The 22,519-nt window shown below is 26.5% G+C and carries 26 protein-coding genes; 1 reads left to right on the plus strand and 25 read right to left on the minus strand.

The features are described from left to right. The 6 genes from NQ543_RS06860 to NQ543_RS06885 form a co-directional block, all read right to left on the minus strand. A complete protein-coding gene (locus NQ543_RS06860) occupies nt 1-1,077 on the minus strand; it encodes an NAD-dependent epimerase/dehydratase family protein (RefSeq protein WP_004609247.1) in 1,077 nt (358 codons plus the stop codon). Between the two features lie 125 nt (nt 1,078-1,202). Further along, nucleotides 1,203-1,727, minus strand: a complete 525-nt coding sequence (locus NQ543_RS06865) for an acyltransferase (protein WP_004609248.1) — start codon at nt 1,725-1,727, stop codon at nt 1,203-1,205. Nucleotides 1,728-1,740: 13 nt separating this feature from the next. Then, nucleotides 1,741-2,523, minus strand: coding sequence for a glycosyltransferase (locus NQ543_RS06870; RefSeq protein ID WP_004609249.1), 783 nt, complete (start codon nt 2,521-2,523; stop codon nt 1,741-1,743). Further along, on the minus strand, nt 2,484-2,957 hold the full coding sequence (locus tag NQ543_RS06875; protein ID WP_004609250.1) for a glycosyltransferase family protein: 474 nt from the start codon (nt 2,955-2,957) through the stop codon (nt 2,484-2,486). Before NQ543_RS06875 ends, NQ543_RS06870 begins: the two co-directional genes overlap by 40 nt. Nucleotides 2,958-2,984: 27 nt before the next feature. Further along, nucleotides 2,985-4,142 (minus strand): glycosyltransferase, encoded by a 1,158-nt coding sequence (locus NQ543_RS06880; protein WP_004609251.1) that lies wholly within the window; start codon nt 4,140-4,142, stop codon nt 2,985-2,987. Then, complete coding sequence (locus NQ543_RS06885; RefSeq protein WP_004609252.1) at nt 4,139-5,098, minus strand: glycosyltransferase family 2 protein; 960 nt, start codon at nt 5,096-5,098, stop codon at nt 4,139-4,141. The genes NQ543_RS06880 and NQ543_RS06885 overlap by 4 nt, the downstream gene beginning before the upstream one ends. Nucleotides 5,099-5,406: 308 nt before the next feature. Between NQ543_RS06885 and NQ543_RS06890 the strand changes: the two genes are divergently transcribed. Beyond that, nucleotides 5,407-6,567: an IS110 family RNA-guided transposase gene (locus NQ543_RS06890; RefSeq protein WP_004609000.1), complete on the plus strand. Its 1,161-nt coding sequence runs from the start codon at nt 5,407-5,409 to the stop codon at nt 6,565-6,567. Nucleotides 6,568-6,695: 128 nt separating this feature from the next. Here NQ543_RS06890 and NQ543_RS06895 read toward each other — a convergent pair whose 3' ends face one another. The 19 genes from NQ543_RS06895 to NQ543_RS06985 form a co-directional block, all read right to left on the minus strand. Then, nucleotides 6,696-8,246: a lipopolysaccharide biosynthesis protein gene (locus NQ543_RS06895; protein ID WP_004609255.1), complete on the minus strand. Its 1,551-nt coding sequence runs from the start codon at nt 8,244-8,246 to the stop codon at nt 6,696-6,698. Then, entirely contained in the window at nt 8,246-9,463 is a 1,218-nt protein-coding gene (locus NQ543_RS06900) for an O-antigen ligase family protein (protein WP_004609256.1), read from the minus strand. The genes NQ543_RS06895 and NQ543_RS06900 overlap by 1 nt, the downstream gene beginning before the upstream one ends. Next, nucleotides 9,435-10,406 (minus strand): glycosyltransferase, encoded by a 972-nt coding sequence (locus NQ543_RS06905; protein ID WP_004609257.1) that lies wholly within the window; start codon nt 10,404-10,406, stop codon nt 9,435-9,437. Before NQ543_RS06905 ends, NQ543_RS06900 begins: the two co-directional genes overlap by 29 nt. 48 nt (nt 10,407-10,454) lie before the next feature. Continuing rightward, entirely contained in the window at nt 10,455-10,628 is a 174-nt protein-coding gene (locus NQ543_RS06910; RefSeq protein WP_004609258.1) for a hypothetical protein, read from the minus strand. A gap of 15 nt (nt 10,629-10,643) precedes the next feature. Beyond that, the gene (locus tag NQ543_RS06915) at nt 10,644-11,138 is read right to left on the minus strand and encodes an acyltransferase (protein WP_004609259.1); all 495 of its coding nucleotides are present in this window, start codon (nt 11,136-11,138) and stop codon (nt 10,644-10,646) included. Between the two features lie 55 nt (nt 11,139-11,193). Continuing rightward, on the minus strand, nt 11,194-12,258 hold the full coding sequence (locus NQ543_RS06920; protein WP_039903786.1) for a glycosyltransferase family 4 protein: 1,065 nt from the start codon (nt 12,256-12,258) through the stop codon (nt 11,194-11,196). 14 nt (nt 12,259-12,272) lie between these two features. Beyond that, on the minus strand, nt 12,273-13,544 hold the full coding sequence (locus NQ543_RS06925; RefSeq protein ID WP_004609261.1) for a glycosyltransferase family 4 protein: 1,272 nt from the start codon (nt 13,542-13,544) through the stop codon (nt 12,273-12,275). Continuing rightward, nucleotides 13,534-14,127 (minus strand): sugar transferase, encoded by a 594-nt coding sequence (locus tag NQ543_RS06930; RefSeq protein WP_004609262.1) that lies wholly within the window; start codon nt 14,125-14,127, stop codon nt 13,534-13,536. Before NQ543_RS06930 ends, NQ543_RS06925 begins: the two co-directional genes overlap by 11 nt. Before the next feature lie 11 nt (nt 14,128-14,138). Continuing rightward, nucleotides 14,139-14,798: an acetyltransferase gene (locus tag NQ543_RS06935; RefSeq protein ID WP_039903789.1), complete on the minus strand. Its 660-nt coding sequence runs from the start codon at nt 14,796-14,798 to the stop codon at nt 14,139-14,141. 31 nt (nt 14,799-14,829) lie between these two features. Next, nucleotides 14,830-16,071 (minus strand): ATP-grasp domain-containing protein, encoded by a 1,242-nt coding sequence (locus tag NQ543_RS06940; RefSeq protein ID WP_004609264.1) that lies wholly within the window; start codon nt 16,069-16,071, stop codon nt 14,830-14,832. Further along, nucleotides 16,058-17,281, minus strand: a complete 1,224-nt coding sequence (locus tag NQ543_RS06945; protein WP_004609265.1) for a DegT/DnrJ/EryC1/StrS family aminotransferase — start codon at nt 17,279-17,281, stop codon at nt 16,058-16,060. Before NQ543_RS06945 ends, NQ543_RS06940 begins: the two co-directional genes overlap by 14 nt. A 110-nt stretch (nt 17,282-17,391) precedes the next feature. Then, nucleotides 17,392-17,496 carry a PglD-related sugar-binding protein gene (locus tag NQ543_RS06950; protein WP_230197284.1) on the minus strand — a complete coding sequence of 35 codons (105 nt, stop codon included), beginning with the start codon at nt 17,494-17,496 and terminating at the stop codon, nt 17,392-17,394. A gap of 113 nt (nt 17,497-17,609) precedes the next feature. Then, nucleotides 17,610-18,107 carry a transcription termination/antitermination NusG family protein gene (locus NQ543_RS06955; protein ID WP_004609266.1) on the minus strand — a complete coding sequence of 166 codons (498 nt, stop codon included), beginning with the start codon at nt 18,105-18,107 and terminating at the stop codon, nt 17,610-17,612. Continuing rightward, nucleotides 18,104-18,619 (minus strand): transcription termination/antitermination NusG family protein, encoded by a 516-nt coding sequence (locus NQ543_RS06960; protein WP_004609267.1) that lies wholly within the window; start codon nt 18,617-18,619, stop codon nt 18,104-18,106. The genes NQ543_RS06955 and NQ543_RS06960 overlap by 4 nt, the downstream gene beginning before the upstream one ends. Nucleotides 18,620-18,643: 24 nt before the next feature. After that, nucleotides 18,644-19,582: a tyrosine-type recombinase/integrase gene (locus tag NQ543_RS06965; protein ID WP_004609268.1), complete on the minus strand. Its 939-nt coding sequence runs from the start codon at nt 19,580-19,582 to the stop codon at nt 18,644-18,646. Between the two features lie 393 nt (nt 19,583-19,975). Then, nucleotides 19,976-20,482 (minus strand): flavodoxin domain-containing protein, encoded by a 507-nt coding sequence (locus NQ543_RS06970; protein ID WP_004609269.1) that lies wholly within the window; start codon nt 20,480-20,482, stop codon nt 19,976-19,978. Nucleotides 20,483-20,591: 109 nt separating this feature from the next. Continuing rightward, the gene (locus NQ543_RS06975) at nt 20,592-20,825 is read right to left on the minus strand and encodes a GNAT family protein (protein WP_004609270.1); all 234 of its coding nucleotides are present in this window, start codon (nt 20,823-20,825) and stop codon (nt 20,592-20,594) included. Between the two features lie 178 nt (nt 20,826-21,003). Beyond that, a complete protein-coding gene (locus NQ543_RS06980; RefSeq protein WP_004609271.1) occupies nt 21,004-21,684 on the minus strand; it encodes a DUF5710 domain-containing protein in 681 nt (226 codons plus the stop codon). Between the two features lie 148 nt (nt 21,685-21,832). After that, nucleotides 21,833-22,456 carry an SAP domain-containing protein gene (locus NQ543_RS06985; RefSeq protein WP_004609272.1) on the minus strand — a complete coding sequence of 208 codons (624 nt, stop codon included), beginning with the start codon at nt 22,454-22,456 and terminating at the stop codon, nt 21,833-21,835. Nucleotides 22,457-22,519 lie beyond the last annotated feature (63 nt).

Raw genomic sequence — 22,519 nt, forward strand, 5'->3', positions numbered from 1 at the left:
TTATTCATCTCCCATATAAAATTCTTTATACCATCTAGCAAATTTTCTAAGTCCATCTCTTAATGATGTACTTGGTTTAAACCCAAAATCCTGTTCCAATGGTGTTGTATCTGCATATGTTATCGGTACATCCCCTGGCTGCATTGCTATCAGTTCCTTATGTGCCTCAAAATCATAATCCTTCGGCAATACTCCTGCACTGATCAGTTCCTGCTGTAATATATCAACAAATTCTAATAAATTTTCTGGGTGATTATTACCGATGTTATATACTTTATATGGCGGTATCGGTAAACCATCTTCACCTTTTTTCTTTTCAGGTGCTTTTTTCATTACCCTTACAATACCTTCCACTATATCATCAATATAAGTAAAATCTCTTTTACAGTTACCGTAATTAAAAATTTTAATTGTCTCATTATTTCTTAATTTATTAGTAAATCCAAAATATGCCATATCTGGTCTGCCTGCTGGTCCATATACTGTAAAGAATCTAAGACCAGTTGATGGGATATTGTATAATTTACTATAGGCATGTGCCATCAGTTCATTAGATTTTTTAGTAGCAGCATATAAACTGACTGGATTATCAACTTTATCATCTGTACTGTACGGTACTTTTTTATTAGAACCGTATACAGATGAACTTGATGCATATACTAAATGATCAACACCTTTTTGACCATTATCATAGGAATGTCTACATGCTTCTAAAATATTATAGAATCCAATCAAATTGCTTTCGATATAAGCATCAGGATTAGAAATCGAATATCTGACACCTGCCTGAGCAGCCAAATTAACAACAATATCTGGTTTATGCTCATCAAAGATCTTATCAATCAGATTTTTATCAGCAATATTGCCAATATAAAAAGACCATTTATTATTGGTCTTTTCTACTAAATCTTCTATTTTCTTTAAACGATATTCCTTTATCGAAACATCATAATAATCACTCATATTATCGATACCGATAATATGAATATCTTCATAATCTTTCAATAATCTTAAAATAAGGTTAGAACCGATGAAACCTGCTGAACCTGTAATCAATATTTTTTTACAATAATTCATCTTAATAAAAATTCCTTTCGCTAGTTTTACATATTTTATAAAAAAAACATATATTGTAGTAAAAATATGTTTATACCTATAAATTTGATTATATATAAATTTTACTATTATATTTTATGACCAGTTTAAATTTTATCATATCCATAATATTTCTTTAAAGCGTCGTCTTTTTCTTTACCCACTAGATGACCTAAATGAAGTGAATTATTTATCAAGTTCTCCTTATATTCATCAATACCTTTAATATAGCGTGCAGGATTACCTGCGTATACACAATTATCAGGAATATCTTTTGTAACAACCGAACAAGCACCTATAACAACATTTGTTCCAATTGTTACACCAGGCAAAATTGTTACATTATTACCAATATATACATTATCTTTAATAATAATCGGTTTTGTAATTTCTAAATCAGGAATTTCTTTTCTAAAAAGTAATGTACCACCATCATGCGTAATAAATACACAGTTATTTGTTATATAAACATTATCTCCAATCGATATAATCCATGGCTCTGAGCCATATGAACATTTTCCATAAATTGTTACTTTCCCTTCACCAGTAAAATTAACACCCTTTTTCTTTGCATATGCTAATGGCTTTTTTATTTGATAATATTTATCTAATAACTGACCTATTATTGACATATTAATTCCCCTTTCAAATATTTTTATAAATTTTTCTATAGAGTTTTAGATATTCAGTTGCCATACGATTTGAATCATATGTTTGCCTTGCATCTACGCTTATTTTATTTTTTTGAAATTTGCATTTATCAGAAATTATGTGCATATGTTTTTCTAAATCATTAATATCACCATATCTTGTAAAATAACTATACTCAGGTAATACAATACTCTCAGGACCTCCTGAACGAAATCCAACAACCGGTGTACCACAACATAATGCTTCAGCACATGTCATACCAAATGTTTCTGATTTACTTAATGAAAGAAGTATATCAGCTTGAGAATAATAACAAGCTAATAATTTCTTATCTTCTATATGGTTAATGAATATTATATTGGAGTAATTACTTGATAAAGCAGTATTTCCACTCCCTATTACAATGAACATACAATCTTCTTGAAGCATATTTTCTGCTAATTTTAACAAATAATATCCACCTTTTAAATGTTCTTTCTTTTCAGAAAATTCAGACGTCACAAAAAGATATATTTTTTTTGATCTAATTCCTAACTTATCTCTAATATTTATATCAAAACTCGGATAAAAAATAGATGTGTTTACTCCATTTAAAATAACTTCATGCACATAAGATTTTAAGATTGGCGAATTCCTAGATTGTTGTTTACCATATGGTGAGACAGAAACAATGGTTAATTCCTTAAATCCACAAAATGCATCTTTCATTTTTTCCCATGCTCTATGTGTATTTTTTATCAATGCATTATCTGTTGCCCAAACTTTATTTTGACACATATAACACTCAGATTTATATTGTTTGCATCCATATGTTGAAGTGCAATTACCTGTATAAAAAAATTCAGCATGATTTGTGATGATAGTAGGTATATTATTTTTTTTAGCCACTTTAAAAGCTTATGTATATTCACACAATTTCCATTAATCGAGTGTAAATGAACAATATCTGCTTCTGATTTTTTTAAAAAATTTATAAGTCGCAATGTTGAAAATGGCGCAAAGCCATATCTTAATCCAATCAATTTAGAAACTCTTCTATATAGTGCCTGCTCATATCTATAACAAAATTTAAAAGCACCATTTCTTTTAGGACCAATCCCATAACATACTACACATTCAATATTATTTTTTTTTAAAACATCATTAATAGATGATATAATCGCTCCAGTACTTCCGCTTTTAAATACACCATTTATGTGTACAATTTTCACAAATCATTCTCCTTTCGCCATTCTAGATTACCATATCTTTTTTGGTATAATTACTTTGGCTTTACTTAACGGTCCATCCTTTATATTATAATTTTTATCTGCCGTTACACATTGACATAGTTTAAAAAATCTTAATGCCGATTCTTTAGCAGACCATTTTGTTTTAATTGTCAAATATGCATTTTTGCCAATCTCATGACTTTTTTCTATGTCATTATATATGCATTTAAACTTATTTATTAAATCATCCATATTTCCATCACAATATTCAAAACCATTAATTCCATCTTCAATCAAGTATTTTGTAGAACCTATTGCATCACTACTGAATACAACACATCCACTATTCATTGCCTCATTTAATACAGCACCCCATCCCTCATTATAATCAGATGTGAATAAAAAAAACTTACTTTTTTCCATATACATCCTTACTTCCTCAGTAGTCATAGCACCAAGTAAATGAATTTCTGCTTTCAAATTAAAATGTTTAATCATTTCAGAGAGTTGAATTTTTAATGGCCCATCACCAATAATATTTAAATTAAATTCAACTCCATTATCTTTTAATTTTTTTGATAATTCTATTGCAAACTCTGGATGTTTCCACTCAATTAAACGACCTGTCCATAAAATAGATATTTTATCTTTGTTTAAAATTAAGTTATCAATACTTTCATACTGTTTTGTCTCAGGAAAATAACCCCATTTATACATATTAGCAAATTTTCCCATAGTAATTTTATAGTCAAAAGGTGCATACGCACTAGCACTTAATAAATAAGCATTTTTACTTCTTAGTAATATATTTAATTTAATATATCGTATAAAATTTAATGATAAAATACTTTTTTTTATCCCTGATTTTAAAAGTCTTTCTGAATATCTAAAATATATTTTTCCACTCTTCTTTCGAATTTTTATATATTCATAACTGGCTGATCCCCAAATCATTATATCGCAATCTAATGCTAATTTCTTTGCTTTAATATAGTCTTCTTGTGATTCGTATGGACGCAACTCATAATTTTTTTTATTTTCACTTTTCCATCCTAATTTAATTCTTTCATCATTAAATGGTTCACATGAAATAAAATAATATTCACAATCTCTAATCTTATTCATTTCTTCTGAAAATGGTAATTGATGATGTGATAAATAATTTGAAAAAAATGCAATTATCATTCTGATTTTCCTTTCAATCTACAATACATGTTAGGTGAGTAGCCTAATAGATAACCAAGAAGTATGTACTTAAATCCTATTTCTTTATTTTGTTGTTGAAATTTTAATTCTTGTTTTAAAAATGATGATAAATCTTTCATATCATCTAAATATAAATCATTTGTATGTTTTTTTAATGTTAACGCATTATTATAAAAATCCATTACATTTTTTATTAGCTTATTACAACAATCTTCATAACCGAACTCCTTTGCAAATAAATATCTATTTTTAAATGCAATTGCTCGATCAAAAGCTCCTTTCACCTTTTTTTTGGAATCATTTGATGTACTGTCATTCCTATCGATATAATAAAAATATAGTTTTTGATCAATTACAGCTATTTTTTTTGCTCTATTTGTAATTTTATGCAATATCATCATATCTTGAGCATACCTTCCTGCTGGACTAACTATGTCATTCCAAAGTGATTTTTTGTACATATATTGCCAAAGCTGACTTCCAACCTTATCCAATAAAACTTCTCTCGTAAATTTTTTAGAATTTACTACCGAAACATCGTAAGTATCCTTATCCTTCGTAAGTTTTCCTCTAAAATAATCACATTTAGAAATATCTGAATCGGTACTTATAATTGCATTCAATAAGCTATTAAGATATTGTGGTAAAATATAGTCATCACTATCAACAAATGAAACATAATCACCTTTGGCCATTAAGAGAGCATTATTTCTCGCAACAGATAATCCTGCATTTTGCTGATGTATAACAATAAATCTTTTATCTTGTTTAGCAATCTCATCACAAATTTCACCACTTCCATCTGTCGAACCATCATTAATAAGAATACATTCAAAATTTTCATATGTCTGTTGGATAATACTATCTAAGCATCTTCTTAAATGCTTTTGAACATTATAAACAGGTACTATAATACTAATTAGAGGGGTATTCATATCTTATTTTTCCTGGTATATTGAAGTTACTCATACAAAGAGTAATAAATCTAATATACCAATTCTCCTTTCTACCTGAATTATTTGGTATCACTTCAGGTTGTGTTAAAATGTGTAATTGTGAATGTGGATTTGTATTTTTTTCCTTATTGCTTTGACTTTTCAGAAAGGATCTTACCACTTCTTTGTATCGCATTTATTATTAGTTGTATGAGTCTTTTGAATTATGAACACACCAGGTTTTTGATACCTTTGAAGTGGATCTGATTTCACAATCACAAATCATCTTAAGAAAGGAATTGATAATTATGAAACTTGTTGGAATTGACATTGCCAAATATAAACATGCCGCTTTTATCATGGATGCTTCTACTGGCGAATCTTTATGTGATCCTTTTTTATTCAAAAACAATAAAGATGGATTTCAAAAATTTTATGACGAACTTAATAAATACACACAAGATGAACTTTTAATCGGTATGGAAGATACCGGACACTATAACTTTGCCATTGAAAGCTGCTTATTGGCTAAAGGTTATAAAGTTGCTTTAATCAATCCTATTACCACTAAGAACCTTAGAAAAGCTTCTTTAAAAACTGTTAAAAGCGATAAAGAAGATGCTATTTTAATTACCAAAGCTCTCCTAGATAAAGATTACTATCGCATCATCTCTATTCAAGATGAGAAATTAAAGGAGGCCAAAGAATTAACGCGCTATCGTACACAATTGACAATTGAAATGAATCGTAAGAAGAATATTCTTCAAAGACATATTGATATTGTTTTTCCTGAATTTAATACATTATTTAATAATGAATACACCATTACATATTTAAATATTTTAAGAAAATATGGTGATGCCTATACCATTGCACATACAGATATTCGTTCTTTAAGAAAATGTTTTAAATACTGTAATATCTTCTCAGCAGAAGACTTAAAAGAATTAGCTTCTAATTCTGTGGGTATTCATGATGTTTCTATTTCTTTTATCATTCAATCGGTTATTTCCAGTATTGATTTAATAAACTCTCAAATTGAAGAATTAGATAAAAAAATAGAAGAACTCGCCATCACACAAGATTCTTCTATCACATCAATACCAGGAATATCAATTATTACTGGTACTTCTATTTTAGCTGAACTTGGTGATATAAGTAAATACTCAAATGCAGGAAAATTAATTAAATTTGCAGGTGTGAATCCATATATCAGTGAATCTGGCGAATTTTCAGCTGATAAAACAGCCATAACCAAGAAAGGTTCTAAATATCTAAGGGCAACACTTTATCGAGTCATCATACCTGTAATACGCCACAACCCTGCATTTAATAACTACTATCATTTAAAACGAAGTCAAGGTAAAGGACATCTTTGCGCTTTAGGTCATTGTGTAAGAAAACTTTTAAGAATCATTTATCATCTTGAAATAAATCATATTACTTTTGATATAAATTCTCTTAAATAATCAAAATATTTATCGAACTAAATTCTATTAAAATAAGCTATTTTTACGATAGTTCTTTTTAACATTTTTTCATTCACAATTTCAAAGATCAAATACTATATTTTCAAGTAATTTATTTTCATACTATTTCATAATCTACTACTTGACTTTAATATAGTTGTCTTTCTTATGAGATTTAAATAACGATTAATAATTGCTCTAAATTCCTTACGATGAAAAAATACTAGTATATTAAATATGATGTTCACACTCCCACAAATAACACCTTTTAAAATAAGTCCCATCCATCCGTTAAAAGATATAGAATTAACAACTAAAAAGCATATTAAAGCATTAATTACACAAATAAATAAAAAAAATAGATAACGGTAAAAATATGATATATGTTTCCTATGCAATATTTTTACATATGTATAATAACTATCAGAAACTTCTGTAAGAAATAATTTAGACATCCATGTAGCAACAAAAACTCCCTCTATTCCCCATAGTTTTCCTAATAAAATAGATAAAAATATGTTACAAATTGCTGAAAGAACATATATATACTGTACCTCTTTAAAATATCCTTCAGTTGTTCTAAAAACATATATACTGTAATTTATACCACTTACATAAATTGAAAAAACAAGCGAAATTAAAGTAAATGAGGATATCAAATATAAATCACCTAACCAAAGAATAATAAATGGTTTCATTAAAACTAATAAACATACACAAACAAAACTATATAAAAAATAAACTGATAAAAATAATTCATCAAAAATATTTCTTTTTTCTTGAACAGAACTATCAACATTAAAGTTTCCAACACTAGATGAAATACTTGTTAATGCATTATAAAATATGTTATTTACTGAATTAATAACCATTAAATAATTTGAAATGATACCTACCTGTAAAAGACCAAACATTTTTGAAATAATTATATTATCTGTACCACTCGAGACAATACCACAAACTTTTGATATTGCTAACGCCTTAATATTAACAAAAATTTCTTTTTTTTCATCTTTTGACAACTGATTTTTAGGTGCTAATAAAACATACGGATATTGTTTGTTAACAATTACAGTCAAAATAACATTAATCATTAGTGTACATAGGATTTGACATAATAGATATAAAATAAAAGAATGTGTAAAATAAAGAATGATTGATTGAACTATCATAAGACTAATGTGTGCAAAATTAGCCACTAAATTATTAATATATGATTTTTGATCAGCCAATAGCATAGATTTTTTATATGTACAAAAATATGATACAACAGTGTTCAATAAATATAATACAAATAAAAGATGTATGTCTTCTGGGATACTTGGTTTTTCTTTTATTAAATAATTAATAAATGGAGTAACTAATAATCCAGCAACAAGCATTACAGTAGCAATTATATGATATGCTTTTTTATATAATAATAATAAGGCATTAATTTTATCATATTTTTTTTTCTTTATTGGCTCATATAAACTATATACCATTACATTACCAATACCCAATTCAGTAAATGATAATATTGTTAATACATTTGAAAATAGTCCATTTATCCCTAAGTATTCTGCAGAAAGAAATCGAATAAAAATACTTCTAGAAACAAAACTAAGAATTAATGTACAACTTTGACAAAACATAGTTAATACAATGTTTTTTATTGAACGTGAAAAATTTGATTGCATTATACATCATCCTTTCTGATGTTTATATAATAGCTACCTTTTCTTTTTGCATAGATATTTAACATTCCTGCAAAAATACAGAAATCAACAAAATAATATGGCATTCCTTTAAAAACTGGTTCTACGAAGAAATTTATTAAAAAAGCACAACAAATACTTAATATCAAATATTTATTTTCTAATAATATACTACTATTTTTTACTATTTTTAATACGTCATGAATAGCTACAACAGTAAATGTTACCAATAATATAAAAGGAAACCATCCAACTTGCTTTAAAACATCAAACCATAAGTTATGGGTTGTATCTAATGACCCATCTCCAAAAGGATATTTATATGCCTCTTCAATTGTTTTAAATAAACTTTCCTTTCGATATTCATCACCGGATTGATATCCTGTTTCATCAGAAATTCTTTCATATAATGGTGTATTTTCCCATCTTTCTTTGATTTGAAAAGCATTATTAGAATAAAGTAATACAGCTATCACTACAAATATTGATATTTTAAAAATACGTTTTATTTTCAATTTACTATCTTGACTTCTCATTATTACAGTACAAAAAATATTTACCACAAAAACTATTATCATTATTATTAATGCTGTCCTAGATGCTGTAACTAAACTATTATAAATAGCAAAAATAACTGCAATAAATAATATAATTTTCATTTTAAAATTATTTTTCCTATTCACAACAAACAACATGTAAAATAATAACGATATACATAACGACATTAAAGCACCTTGTCCAGTTGCAGCAATTACGCTATTTGTCCAAATATCCATACCATTCCTATTATAATCGACGAATCCTCCTGAAATTATCATATTCATAAAAACATGCGTAAATCTTCCAAAGACTATAATAAAAATATAATAACGTACCATATTATCTAAATTTTCAAATGAACATTTATTTATTATCGTAGAACCTACTAAATATCCCATCGTAGGTGCTAGTAAATAAGGTAAAACATAATATGTTAAAAATTCTCTATGATAATAAACTGACATAATATAAAATAATATTGAAAATAATATCAATAATATACTTTTTTTCGGAATACAAATGCATTTATATAATAAAAAAACAGATAAAAATAAAACTAAAACTAATCTGCTTTCCATGTTAATAAAATTCATTGAAAATAAGAATAAAATCAATCCAATAAAAATATCATTAATTTTTAATTTTTTTAAAGTTATCATTTGCTTCTCCTTTTCCAATTTCAAATATAAAATTTTTAATTGGGGTTATAAATAATCGATAATCGAAATAATTAATTGCTGTTTTTCTCGCCTCTTGACACATATATACTTTTTCATTGTTACTTAGTGCTAGTGCTCTTTTTATTGCAATACAAATACTTCTCTCATCACATGAATCAACAACAATACTATTTGTTTTATCTATTAAATAATCATTTAAATCAGATGTTAAATTAGAAATAACTGGTGTTCCAGTTGCTAAACTTTCAACAAATTTTGTTGGAAATCCAGCTTTTGCATAACGTTGCTTTTCTGATCTTATCAAAATTGTAAAATTTGCTTTTTCTAATTCACATAAAACATCTGCCCGAGAGATTCGCCCTTTTATTTCAATAACCTCAGATAATTTATCAATAATATTATTTTCAACACTACATATATTTACTAATTGTTCTCTAGTTACTCCTATAATAATAAACTTTAATTTTCTTTGCTCTTCTTTTTTCAATAATAAAATTCCATTTAAAATTTCAAATAAATAGTCTTTTTTTCCTGGAGATCCTGCATACATGATAACTAGTTTATCATTTGAAATATTTTTTTTAGAAATAATATTTTGAACATCTAAGATAACCGGTATCTTAAGCACTTTTATATTCCTATCTAAAAAATGTTTCTTTAAATACTCACTAATTGCAATAACATAATATTGTTTATCTATCCATTTTGTATTATATGAATCATTTCTTTTATAACTTATTGATTTATCACCTCTTTTAAATTGCTCTGGTGAAAACCACTCAACTGCATCATATATTAATTTAATATTAATTTTTTTGCAGTATTTTTTCAAAATTTCCAAACTAATTTTATCAATTTGTGTATGTAAACATAAATCATAATGTTTCTTTTTTATAAATTTTTTTAACCTTAGTGGAAACATAAAATAGTCTACAATTTTTTGAAATTTAAATTTTTTTTCGGATCTATATTATATATATGAAATATTTTCAAGTTGCTTTATATTAAATCTTGTTGATTCTCCCATTGATATTACAGTTACTTTATAACCAATTTCTATAAGTATTTTAGCATACATATGTATCCTTACTGCTCCTGCATCTTGGTTAGGACACTTATCAAGAGTTACTATTAGTGCTTCCATCCTTATTCTCCTATTTTAATTTTTAAAGTTTTTTAACTTTCTATGCTTTTTCAATTCATCATCTGTAAATCTATTTTTAATAATTTTAGCAGGCACGCCACCAACTATTGTATACGCTGGGACATTCTTTGTTACAACAGAACCTGCAGCCACTACTGAACCTTCACCAATTGTAACTCCCTTTAAAATTGTTGAATTTGCCCCTATCCAAACATCATCTTCAATAACTACAGGTAGATCATTTTCAGGAACTTTTTCATCGTCAGAAACATTTACCATATATTTACCTATTGTATCAATCTTATGATCCCCAGTTATAATACTAACTTGTGGCCCAATCATAACATAATTTCCAATTATTAATTTAGCTCTTGTACATAAAATTAGTGCTCGCCCACCAATCGATGAATTTTTACCAATTTTAATATTTTTAATACCACTAATTGTACATTGTTTCCCAATAGTAACACCTTTTTCGCAACTACCACATGCAGACTTTAAAATTGGCATAAAAAAAAAGCGATAGAAAAGCCAACTTAATTTTTTTAATATTAGGTATACCATCTTATCTCATTTCAATAATAGTATTATATATTACTATTAAATCTCCTAAAACTTTAGATTTTACATATTTTTTTGAAATATTGTAATTAAATAAAGAAAAATTTTTTCGTATTTCTTTATCTTTTATAGATATCATTGCATTATATAAAGCAAATTTATCTCTAGGATCTATTATAATTCCTCCTTTACCAATTTTATTTTCCAATAATTCTTTATTATTACCTACATCAGTAGCAATTATAGGTAAACCTCTTGACATTGCCTCTAAAAGAGCAAGTGAAAAACCCTCACTATAAGACGGGAATACAAAAACATCCGCCTGATCTAAATAATAAATTATTTCTTCATGTTTTTTATTACCTAAAAATTTAACATTATTAGGTATTTGAACCACATCAATTCCGTAATGTATTGATCCCAATAAAATAAACTCTATATCTTTAAATCTCTCTGCAGTCCAAAGAATTTCTTGTACCCCTTTTTCAATACTTACATGCCCTACATAAACAACTTTATTTATTTTTTCATTTACTTTTTTTGGAATATCTATTAAAAAATCATCATCAATGAAATTTGGAAAAATTTTGCAATTTATTATTCCCATTTCTTTAATATAATTTAAAGAATCCATATTTAAAGTCATCACAAGTTTTACTTTTTTACATATTCTTTTTAAAAAAAACTTTTGAATCGTATTATTGTTAATTTGATCACAAATATTACAATGACATTGAAAAATTATTGGTATTTTTTTCTTGGATAATATTTTTATAATTAAATAATCTTTAAATATCCCTAATTTTGAACAAGATGAATTAACATGTGCAATTGAGATCTCTTTTTTTTTAATAGTTTTTAATGTCAGTCTAATAATTTTTACTAATCTGTATATTTCTGTAAAAGGATTTCTTTTTGAACCATAAAATTTACCTCTTTTTCCAATTATAGCAGTATTAATAGTTACTACATTTATATTATTATTTCGACAATATTCAAGAAATTTTAAACTCCATGTTGCTATTCCTCCTGTTGGTGGAGGCAACGGAGATACTAATAATACTCGCATATATATTTCTCCTCTCATCTATCCTTTTTTATCGATATAGCTTCATTTAAAACTTGTATATATTTTTTAGTACACATATTTGAATCTAAGTTTCTTTTAATATATTCTCGTCCATTATTACCCATTTTACTACATAATGCTCTATCATCATATAGTTTTAAAATTGCGTGTTTTATTTCCATAACATTTCCAGATTCACATGCAATTCCCGACTTAGAATCATTAATAATGTTATTAAGTTCTGAATCTTTATCAAAATTAGTTATCACTGCTGTAGCAGTTGCCATAATGCTCCATGTTTTGCTCGGTAAAGCTGTTTTACCAGCACCTTTTTTACAAGATACTATTGAAACATTACCTAAACTATATACCTCTGACACTCTATTTTGAGGTTGAATAGGTAATATAGTAATATTATTTATTTTTTCTGAATTTATAAGATTTTCATAATATTTTTTTCCATCTCCTGAACCAAATAATATAAATTTAATATCTTTATATTCTTGCATAATTTTAGCCACATTTATAATTGTATCTATATCTTGCGCTTTACCCATATTTCCTGCATATGTAACAAAAAAATTATTTTTATCTAAATTATATTCTTCAAAAAGTTTATTACTATTCCTTGAAATAGGAATTACTTCATCAGCATTAATCCAATTATAAATCACTTTAATTTTTTCAGCCAATACACCTTTATCGACCAAATTATGTTTAAATTCATCACAAATCACTATTATTTTATCAGCATGTTTATATGTATATTTTTCAATTAATTTACCAATTTTGAAAAATAAAGATTTTTCGCTTGATATTCCTGTACTAACTAACGAATCCGGAAAAATATCTTGTACAATATACACTACAGGTAAGCATAATTTTTTACCCAATAATGCTGCTACAATTCCTTGAGTAGGCGGTGTACTCCCAGCTAAAATAACATCACAATTTGACAAGTTCCTTGCTGTTCTATATTGTTTTATATTTAATAGTAGATAACGTATTATTCTTTTTATGACCACACTATTTTCAGGTAAAAGCTTAAATCTATGCACGCGAATCTTTCCATCATATTTTTCTTCATACCGTATATCTTTATAGTTATCTACTATATCTTGTTCAAGTCCTCTTGATGGGGTAGGAGTAACACAATCAATTTGAAAATCATTATCAACTAATGTTTTTTCTAAATCATTTACTAAATGTGTACTAGCAGTTATTTCTGGTGTATAGTATGCGTATAATCTTATTATATTCTTTTTTTCTATTCTCTTAGTTGTCATTTGTGTACAATCCTTTTCTCAATAATACCGTGCTGAATGTTTTAAATAATATTTTTATATCCAACCATAACGAAACATTATTTGCATACCATACATCTTTCAATCTTTTTTCTCTAGACGATAAAGAATTACGAAAATAGGCTTGTGAGTATCCTGTTATTCCTGGACGAACTTTTAATTTATCCAATTCATCACTAGAATATCCACTAAGAGAGTTGCTAAGACTAGCTCGAGGACCTATTATACTCATATCACCTAATAATACATTTATTATTTGTGGAAGTTCATCTATACTTGTTTCTCGAATAAAATGTCCAACTTTAGTAACTCTTGGATCATTTTTTGAATTATAAGTACTTCCATCAGCATTTCTAATGTCTTCAGAATTTACATGCATTGATCTAAATTTATACATTTTGAAAACCTTGCCATTTTTGCCTAATCTTTCTCCACTATATATGATAGGTCCCCTGTCTTCAATAAAAATAGCGACTGAAACAATAATAAAAATTATTGATAAAGGTATAAGAAATAAGATACTTATTAATATATCAAATAATCGTTTTAAAAACTTTTTATACATTTAGTTCCTCCTTATATAAAAAAATTGCTATCCTTATCTAATTTAATACTTCTATTTGGAACATAAACACCATTTTTTTCTGAATCCTTATGTATATACGCTGATGCCCCAACTAAGGTTTTATCATTTAAAGTGATTCTATTTTTAATAGTTGAATTCATACCTAAAAAACAATTATTTTTTATTTTTACATATCCCCCAACAGTTGTTCCTGAAGCAATAAAATTATTATTCCCCACTTCAATTTCATGAGTTAGATTTACACCAGAAAAAATAATATTATTATTTCCAATATGTACGTTATATCCAATATGTGATGAAGGAAGAATAATATTACCTACACCAATATTTTTTTTACTTGTATATACAACTGCTTTTTTACTAATAAACGATCCAATCTTAAATTGCATCTTTTTACTTTCTTCAAAAATTTTTTCACGAATCGAATTCATTTTGCTATATCCAACTGTATTAATAAGATAAATATCACTCATATCAAAAATTTCTGGTAACTTTTCAAAGGCAATAACTGGTTTGCCATTATAAAAATTACTTTTAAGATATTTTTCATTTACTGTATATGCAATTATTTCATATTGATTTTCTGCCTCAATGTAATTTGCTACAAGATCTGAAAAACACGATAATCCAAATATTATACACTTATTCATATGCATCCTCCATTTAATAGATATAAACTGACTAACTCCATATAATACCCTCAATCCCATTATCAGTTCGTACTTTTATATCTATCATACTTTTTATTAAACACATTCTTTTCTCAAGCTCATCATAACTATTTCCAGTTAATGTAAATAGTTTTCTTCCATTTTTATCTGTAATTGGTGGAGTTTTGATACCTACTTCTATTCCTGTAAGTAAACAATTGTGTACAAAAGGAAGTTTTAGAACTTCTTCAATACCTTCTGTACTAATAATCTCTCCCTCTGGCATATAGAAAAAAAGTTCCCCAAAATACTGTCCCACAAAATCAGAACTTGGTTCTGGCATATACAAATTCCCAACTGCAGCATCAATCAAAAAATCTTCCGTACTAATACCTGCGCAGAATTTTACAGCATCCGATGATATAAATACTCCTCCACCTCTTGCTGCTATTTCAACTAAATAACATTTTTCGCCATCATATAAATATTCGGCATGAGTACGCGAATTATTTAATCCAAATTTTTTTATAATTTGATTATTAAAAGTACTTACTTTTTCTTTTACATCTTTTGGACATTTACTTGGAAATATGGTCTTATGACTAGAAAATACATCTTTTTTTGCAAATGGAGCATATTCTCCAATCGTAAGAACTTTTATTTCTCCATCCACAATCAAACTATCAACTAAAAGCTCAAAACCATTAATAAACTTTTCTATAATAACTTTTCCATTTCGAGAATAATCCATAGCTTCTTTAAAATACATGATCATATCTTGTCTACAAGTTATTTTGTGTACTCCTTTACTTGCCTGAGAATCTGCTGGTTTAATTATTGCAGGTGCTCCTAAAGTATCATAAAATTCTATTGCATCATATAAATTATGTACTAATGCATATGGAATAGGATTTAAATCTAATTCTTTACATTTTTTTCGCATAAGAACTTTATCAGTAAATAAGCAACTAATATTATAACCAATAGACGATAAACCCATTTTTTCAGTTACATATGCCACTGTTCTAACTGCTAAATCTGTTTGGTCTGTAACCGCGCCATCTATCTTCAATTCACGTGCTTTTTCAAGAATTAAATCTTGATCTCTAACATCAGCAATTACTGAATAATCAGCGTATTCAAAACCAGGTTCAGTTGGATTTGGAGATACAACAACCAACTCATACCCCCTCTCTTTAATACGCTTTATCAAAGGCATCTGTAAAGCCGCTGCTCCAACTACCATTAATTTATATTTTTTATTTACACTCATCTAAAACCTCTTTAAAGATTTTAATTATATACTCAACATCTTCATTACTTAATTTAGTATGAAGCGGTAATGTCACTTCATTAATAAATTGATTATATGCATTAGGATAATCCTTAATATCAAATCCCAATTTCTTATATGCTGTTAACATTGGTAGTGGCTTATAATGAACATTACATGCTATGCCTTTTTCAGCCATCTTTGCAATTATTTCATTTCTTTGTTTATCATTAATCCCATTAATTCTTACAAAATATAAATGGCCTGATGATTTATGGTCAATATCAAAATGATTTAAAAGTTGTATATCCAAATCTTTTAATCCCTCATTATACATCTCAATAATTTCTTTCCTTCTAGCTAATAAGTGCTCATATCTGTTTAATTGACCCAATCCTATACCTGCTGTAATATCTGTCATATTACACTTATACGCTGGTAAAACAATATCATACTCCCATGCTCCTAATTTTGTTTTAGCTAAAGCATCTTTTGATTGTCCATGCAATGATAATAACTGATATTGTTTATAGATATACTCATTATCAATACCTGGCACATTCTTCCATACAACTGCTCCACCTTCAGCTGTTGTAAGATTTTTAACTGCATGAAAACTAAATGATGTAAAATCTGCTACTTCTCCACACATCCTACCGTTTTGCTTAGCTCCAAATGCATGTGCTGCATCTGACATTACAATAACACGATTAAAAGCTTTTTGAATTTCATTGCTTGGTTTAAATAATTCTTTCTTACTTTCAACAACTTCAAAAATCTTATCATAATCACACATAATACCAGCTATATCTACAGGAATAATAACCTTTGTTTTTTCAGTGATTGCATTTGCCAACTTTTCATAATCCATTTCATAAGAATCTTTAGCAACATCCACAATTATTGGAGTAGCCCCAACATGACAGATAACGCTACATGAAGCAGTATATGTATATGCTGATGTAATAACCTCATCACCAGGTCCTACTCCTAATAATCTTAACGTCATATCCATACATGCAGTTGCACTATTTAAACATACAGCTTGTTCACCATGACAATACTGTGCTATTCTTTTTTCAAATTCTTTTGTTTTTGGACCAGTTGTAATCCAACCTGACTTTAAAGAATCGATTACTTCATTAATTTCTTCTTCGCCAATATCAGGTGGTGAAAACGAAATGACTTTTTTTTCTAACACTTGTATCATATCAATAACTCCCCTTCACCTTATACTTTTAATTAGTAATTTTAATAAACTATTTATTAAATAAAATAAAAATAAGATAATGCATATCAATATAATATGTTCTATCTTAATTATTTGTTTGATATTTTATAAAAACTGATTTCATCATAACAGTTTAAATCTCTAATAATATCTAAGCAGCATCTTCCATGACCGCCTGCTCCTACAATTAACAATTTTCTAATAATATCCCCTCCCTAATACAAAAAAAGAACATAGTTCCCCCTACCCCAAGGTAAGTAAACTATGTTCAAAATAAATCTAGAGGCGGATATACCATTCTCTCTAGCTAATTTTTGCATGTTATATATAATCCTACTTTTATCCGTCTATCCATAAACGATAAATCAAGATATGCATATTGATTATGTCGATCAACTTTTACAATATTATTTTCAAATGACTTCAATGGTCCTTCAATAATCACTGCTTTTCCATCTTGTAAATATGCTTGGGACATTCTTACAACATGATAAGCATCTAATAATAACTCAAACATCCTAATTTCCTCTTTTCTCAAAGCCAATGTTTCTTTATTAACCAATTGACCTATCACACCATTTTTCTCTTCAGCCATTTTATATAACAACGAATTAAACTCTAATTGATTCAATTCAGTTTTAACAAAAACATATCCCGTAAACATTGGTTTAATAAGATATTCTTTTGTTTTACGATGATAATATTCATACTGTGGTACAAATGCTTCAATACATTTTCTTTTATTAAGATTAAAAACAACTTGATTTTTTTTATAACTTAACGTATTTAAAACATACCAATTCATGATTTACTTATTACTTCCAAAGGAACCATGATTTTTTTATCAAAAAACTCTGTTTGTAAAGTTGCAACGCGATGATGACGATTAATCTTAACCACTAAATCATCTAACCCTAATAACGGTCCTGTATCAACAATCAATTTCTTGTCAACAATATTACCGATGGAACGTTTAATGATATGTCCTCCATTAAATAGTTTTTCCATTAAGTCTTGTTCTGTATCTTTTAATGCATAAACACCCTCATACTCTAATAACTCTCCAAAACCTTCAATCGACTCAAAGAACTCTTTAAATTTTTTATTAAACGCTTCATTATCCATATCACTTTTAACAAAAACATAATCTGGATACAAATCCTTAATAACATAATCCTTTACACTTTTAACATTATGCCATTTTTCAATTTTAGGAATAAAAGCATCTACACCTTTTTGGCTATTAAAAAATTTAACAATTTTACTTCCTCGGTCTACTTTTGCATGAATAACATACCAATACATAACCAATTTCATTCCTTTCGCTTTTCGCAGAACTAGCTATTCTGCGAAAAAACTAGGCTTTTCTATCTTATTTATCTGTGTTTTTTTAAAATCGAGTGATGAATGAACATATAGATTTAATGTTGTAGATACTTTAGAATGTCCTAACATCTCTGATAATGATTTAATATCAATATTATTCATTACACAATTAGTTGCATATGTATGTCTTAAAGAATGAAAATTTGATTTAAAATTATATAGTTTACAAATACGATGAAAACTATATTGAATACTTCTAGGATCAGAAATATTTTTACTATTAGTATAGATAAAATGTTCATCATCAATAGCATGATGTTGATAATATTTTTTTACATATTCCATAACAAAAACAGGAATTGGAATAATTCTTTTAGATGTTGCTGTTTTTGGATCCATTAACATTAACTGTGTTTTTGTCATACTATTAGCTGGTGCTTTTAATCTTTCCACAGTTCTTTCAACTCTAATCAAATCATTTTCAAAATCAATATCTTTCCATTTTAAACCACTAAACTCCCCAATTCTTAATCCCCCATACAAAGATAATAAAATAGCTAAAGATATTGGTTCAAAATGATTAAAACAATATTTTCCTAATAACATTATTTGATCAGATGTTAATACTTTGCAATCATTTTTCTTTTTAGCTAGTTTAATAAAATTAAAATTAGGACACTTAATTGCATATTTAGACTGTGCATATTCTAAAATTGATTTCAATACATAACGTATTGTAGATAACGTACTTAATGAATACTTTTCTTCATTAATTTTTGTTTGAAAATAATTAATGATTATATCATCATTGATCTGTTGCAAACAATATTTACCAAAATATTGTATTAAGTGTACATTAACAACATTCTCATATTTTACATATGAAGAATACTTAACCGATAATTTTTTTAAATACATCCATTCCCTACTAACTACAATAAAATTTTTACTCATATAATTGCCTCCCTTAAATATATAGTTGTATTTGAAAAAGGTAAATCGTTTATTTTAAATATTCGTGCTAAAAATTAGTAATAAAATGCAAATTATGTCTTTTTTTGAATTTTATCTAATATTATGTTTAAATAAGTAGCTTTTTGTGCTATAATTCAAATCGCAGAATAGCTAGTTCTATGAAAAATTTATATAAAAGCAGTCATAAACAATAATTTTAATATATAGTTTATGACTTTTTTGTTATATATAGATATTTTTTAGCATATTTCTATGTTATGACTTAACATTTTATATTATAACTTGTTCATATACTAAAAGATAAAAAAGAAGTATGTTAATCATTACTGATTTCCATACTTCAATATTTTAATAAAATTATAATATATCTAATTATTGATTTAATGCATCGTAATCAATAAAATAAACTTTTTGATTATATGTTTCTATCATTGCTTTTATCTCAGCTGTTTTTTTATTTTCTGGAAGATGTTTTACTTTATTATACAAAAGTGCCATCATTGTTCGATGTTTTAAATTTAACTTTTTATAATCTATTCCGCCTCTTAAATGAAAAATAGTCGCATTACTTAAGATATTTTGAGGAACTTGTTTACTTATAGACCTTCTAATATTATCAATATTTTCTTGATCATATACATCAGCTAATCCTACTGTAACAATAATAATTTTTACATCTTTTTTCAACGCTTTAACAGTATTTTTTAGCCCTTTTACACCTCCTGCATACAATCCACCAAAATGAATTATTAAATTATAATTCGTTAAATCTTTAATATCTTCGTAACTAATAATCGGTATTTTTGTTATTTCCGCAAGTTTTTTAGCATAACATTTTGTTGTTCCATATTGACTACCGTATATAATTAGACTTTTCATATATTTTCACCCTCTAAAAATTTCTATATTATACAAAATAAACTTTATTTATTCCGAGTCATAATAAACTCTTTTTAACTATTATCATTATCAATATGTTCGGATTGAGTCACAAATTGCTCTCTTTGATAAAAAGATATAGCCCATTTATTTTTTGATATACCTTTAAACTTAAAGTTACTTTGATTTTTTGACATAATCTAATAATTGTTTTTCCAATCCCTCTTGATTGAGCATTTTTATTTACGAAAATCCCTACAATATAATTATCCATTAATCCAATAAAATCATTTATTTGATTAGTATCATCATTTTCAAATACATATATTTCTTTTTTTGGCAATATATCTTTTACCCTTTCATAATTATCTATTCAATAGTGTCTTGATATAAAATGATGGGTTTTAATATTTGTATCAAACCATATTTGCATGACAATATTCAAACCACCTTCTTTAAATTTTCTTACCACAATACTCCTCTTCTATAAACTTTAAGTTAGACAAAATTTATCAACTTTCTTATATTTTTATATCCAATGGAATAATTTTTCCATATTTTTTAAACATTTCATCAAATGATGCCCAGCCATCATCCGCATTTACTATTAAATCCTGCTCTAGTTTTATTTTATAAATTTTTAATTTTTTTACATCTTCTTGAGAATGGATAAAAAATGGACTATCTACTTCACTAAAAAGAAAAAAATCTCCTTGTAAAACATCACAATTATCACAACAATTGCAAATACTACTTATATGAGTAGTTTTAGAGTATCTCAATTTGTAATTATATTTATTTTGAATATATTCCATTAATGGCTCTGGTATTGGATATATCGGTCCAACTATATGAATATCATCTTGATTTATTTCAAGCATTTTATCATATAATATTTCTTTAATTTCATTATCATCATAATTATTATTTTCTATTTCAAACAATCCATCTATCGATAAGTGTTTATCAATTCCAAAACCAATAACTCTTGTATCCTTACCACATCTAAAACACTTTTTAACTCCTTCAATAAGATATAATTCATCAATAATCACTATATTACCATACGGTTCTATCCAATGGATAAATTTATGATAATCCTTTTTATCTTTTACATACCATTTTTTTATTATAGGATTCCATCTTGCTCCTAAAGATTTTGCATCATCTTTTTCATTATAGGGCACATTTAATATAAGCATATATCTTCCCCCTAACCTTTAAATTTATTTTTCTTATCATATTCTAATGTAATAATCTTTGCAGTAGCAAAAGTAAATATTTATCAAGTAGATTATAATCAAATAAACCAAATGCCATGTAAATATATAATTCTTGTAAACAACATTTCTATTGCTGATAGTTTTTGATTTTGTCTGCATATTCTTTTATTAGTTCTTCTGTATAAACTTTTTCTTTTGTTGAATTACGAACTTCATTCCATAAAATTGAAGCAACTTTCATTTTATTTGAATATATAGAATTTCTTTTATCAGCACAAAAATCTTTAAAAAATTTATTCCACTGACAAGATGAGTTATCATATCTTGCATATTCTTTTTTACCATAATAAACATCAAGCATATCTTGTATCGTAAAATTTTTATCGTTATTCTTTTTTACCATTCTCCAAGTAGTAGCCATATTAGCATTAAATTTAAAATTAGTTATATTTGTCAACTTTGAAAAATATTCTCTAAATTTTTGATTGAAACAAAAATCACATTCTAATAATTTAGAATCTAAACTTATAGAAGAATCTTTAACTTTACTTGCTTTATATTTTTTATCTTTGATTATATTTCCATTAAAATATTGTTCAATATAATAATTAATATCTTGTTTTGTGCCATTACTAGCAACACCTAAACTTTTACATATCTTTTTTAATTCATCTCGATACCAATAATATTTTATAAATTCATTATATGATTCAATTTTATTAAAATCAGGTCGTTCATTCATTACTATCATCCTTATTAAAATTTTAATCTATATCTTTATTTTATTAAAAATAAAAATAATTTTATATTTTCA

It is taken from the genome of Thomasclavelia spiroformis DSM 1552 (genome assembly GCF_025149465.1).
GTDB lineage: Bacteria > Bacillota_I > Bacilli_A > Erysipelotrichales > Coprobacillaceae > Thomasclavelia > Thomasclavelia spiroformis.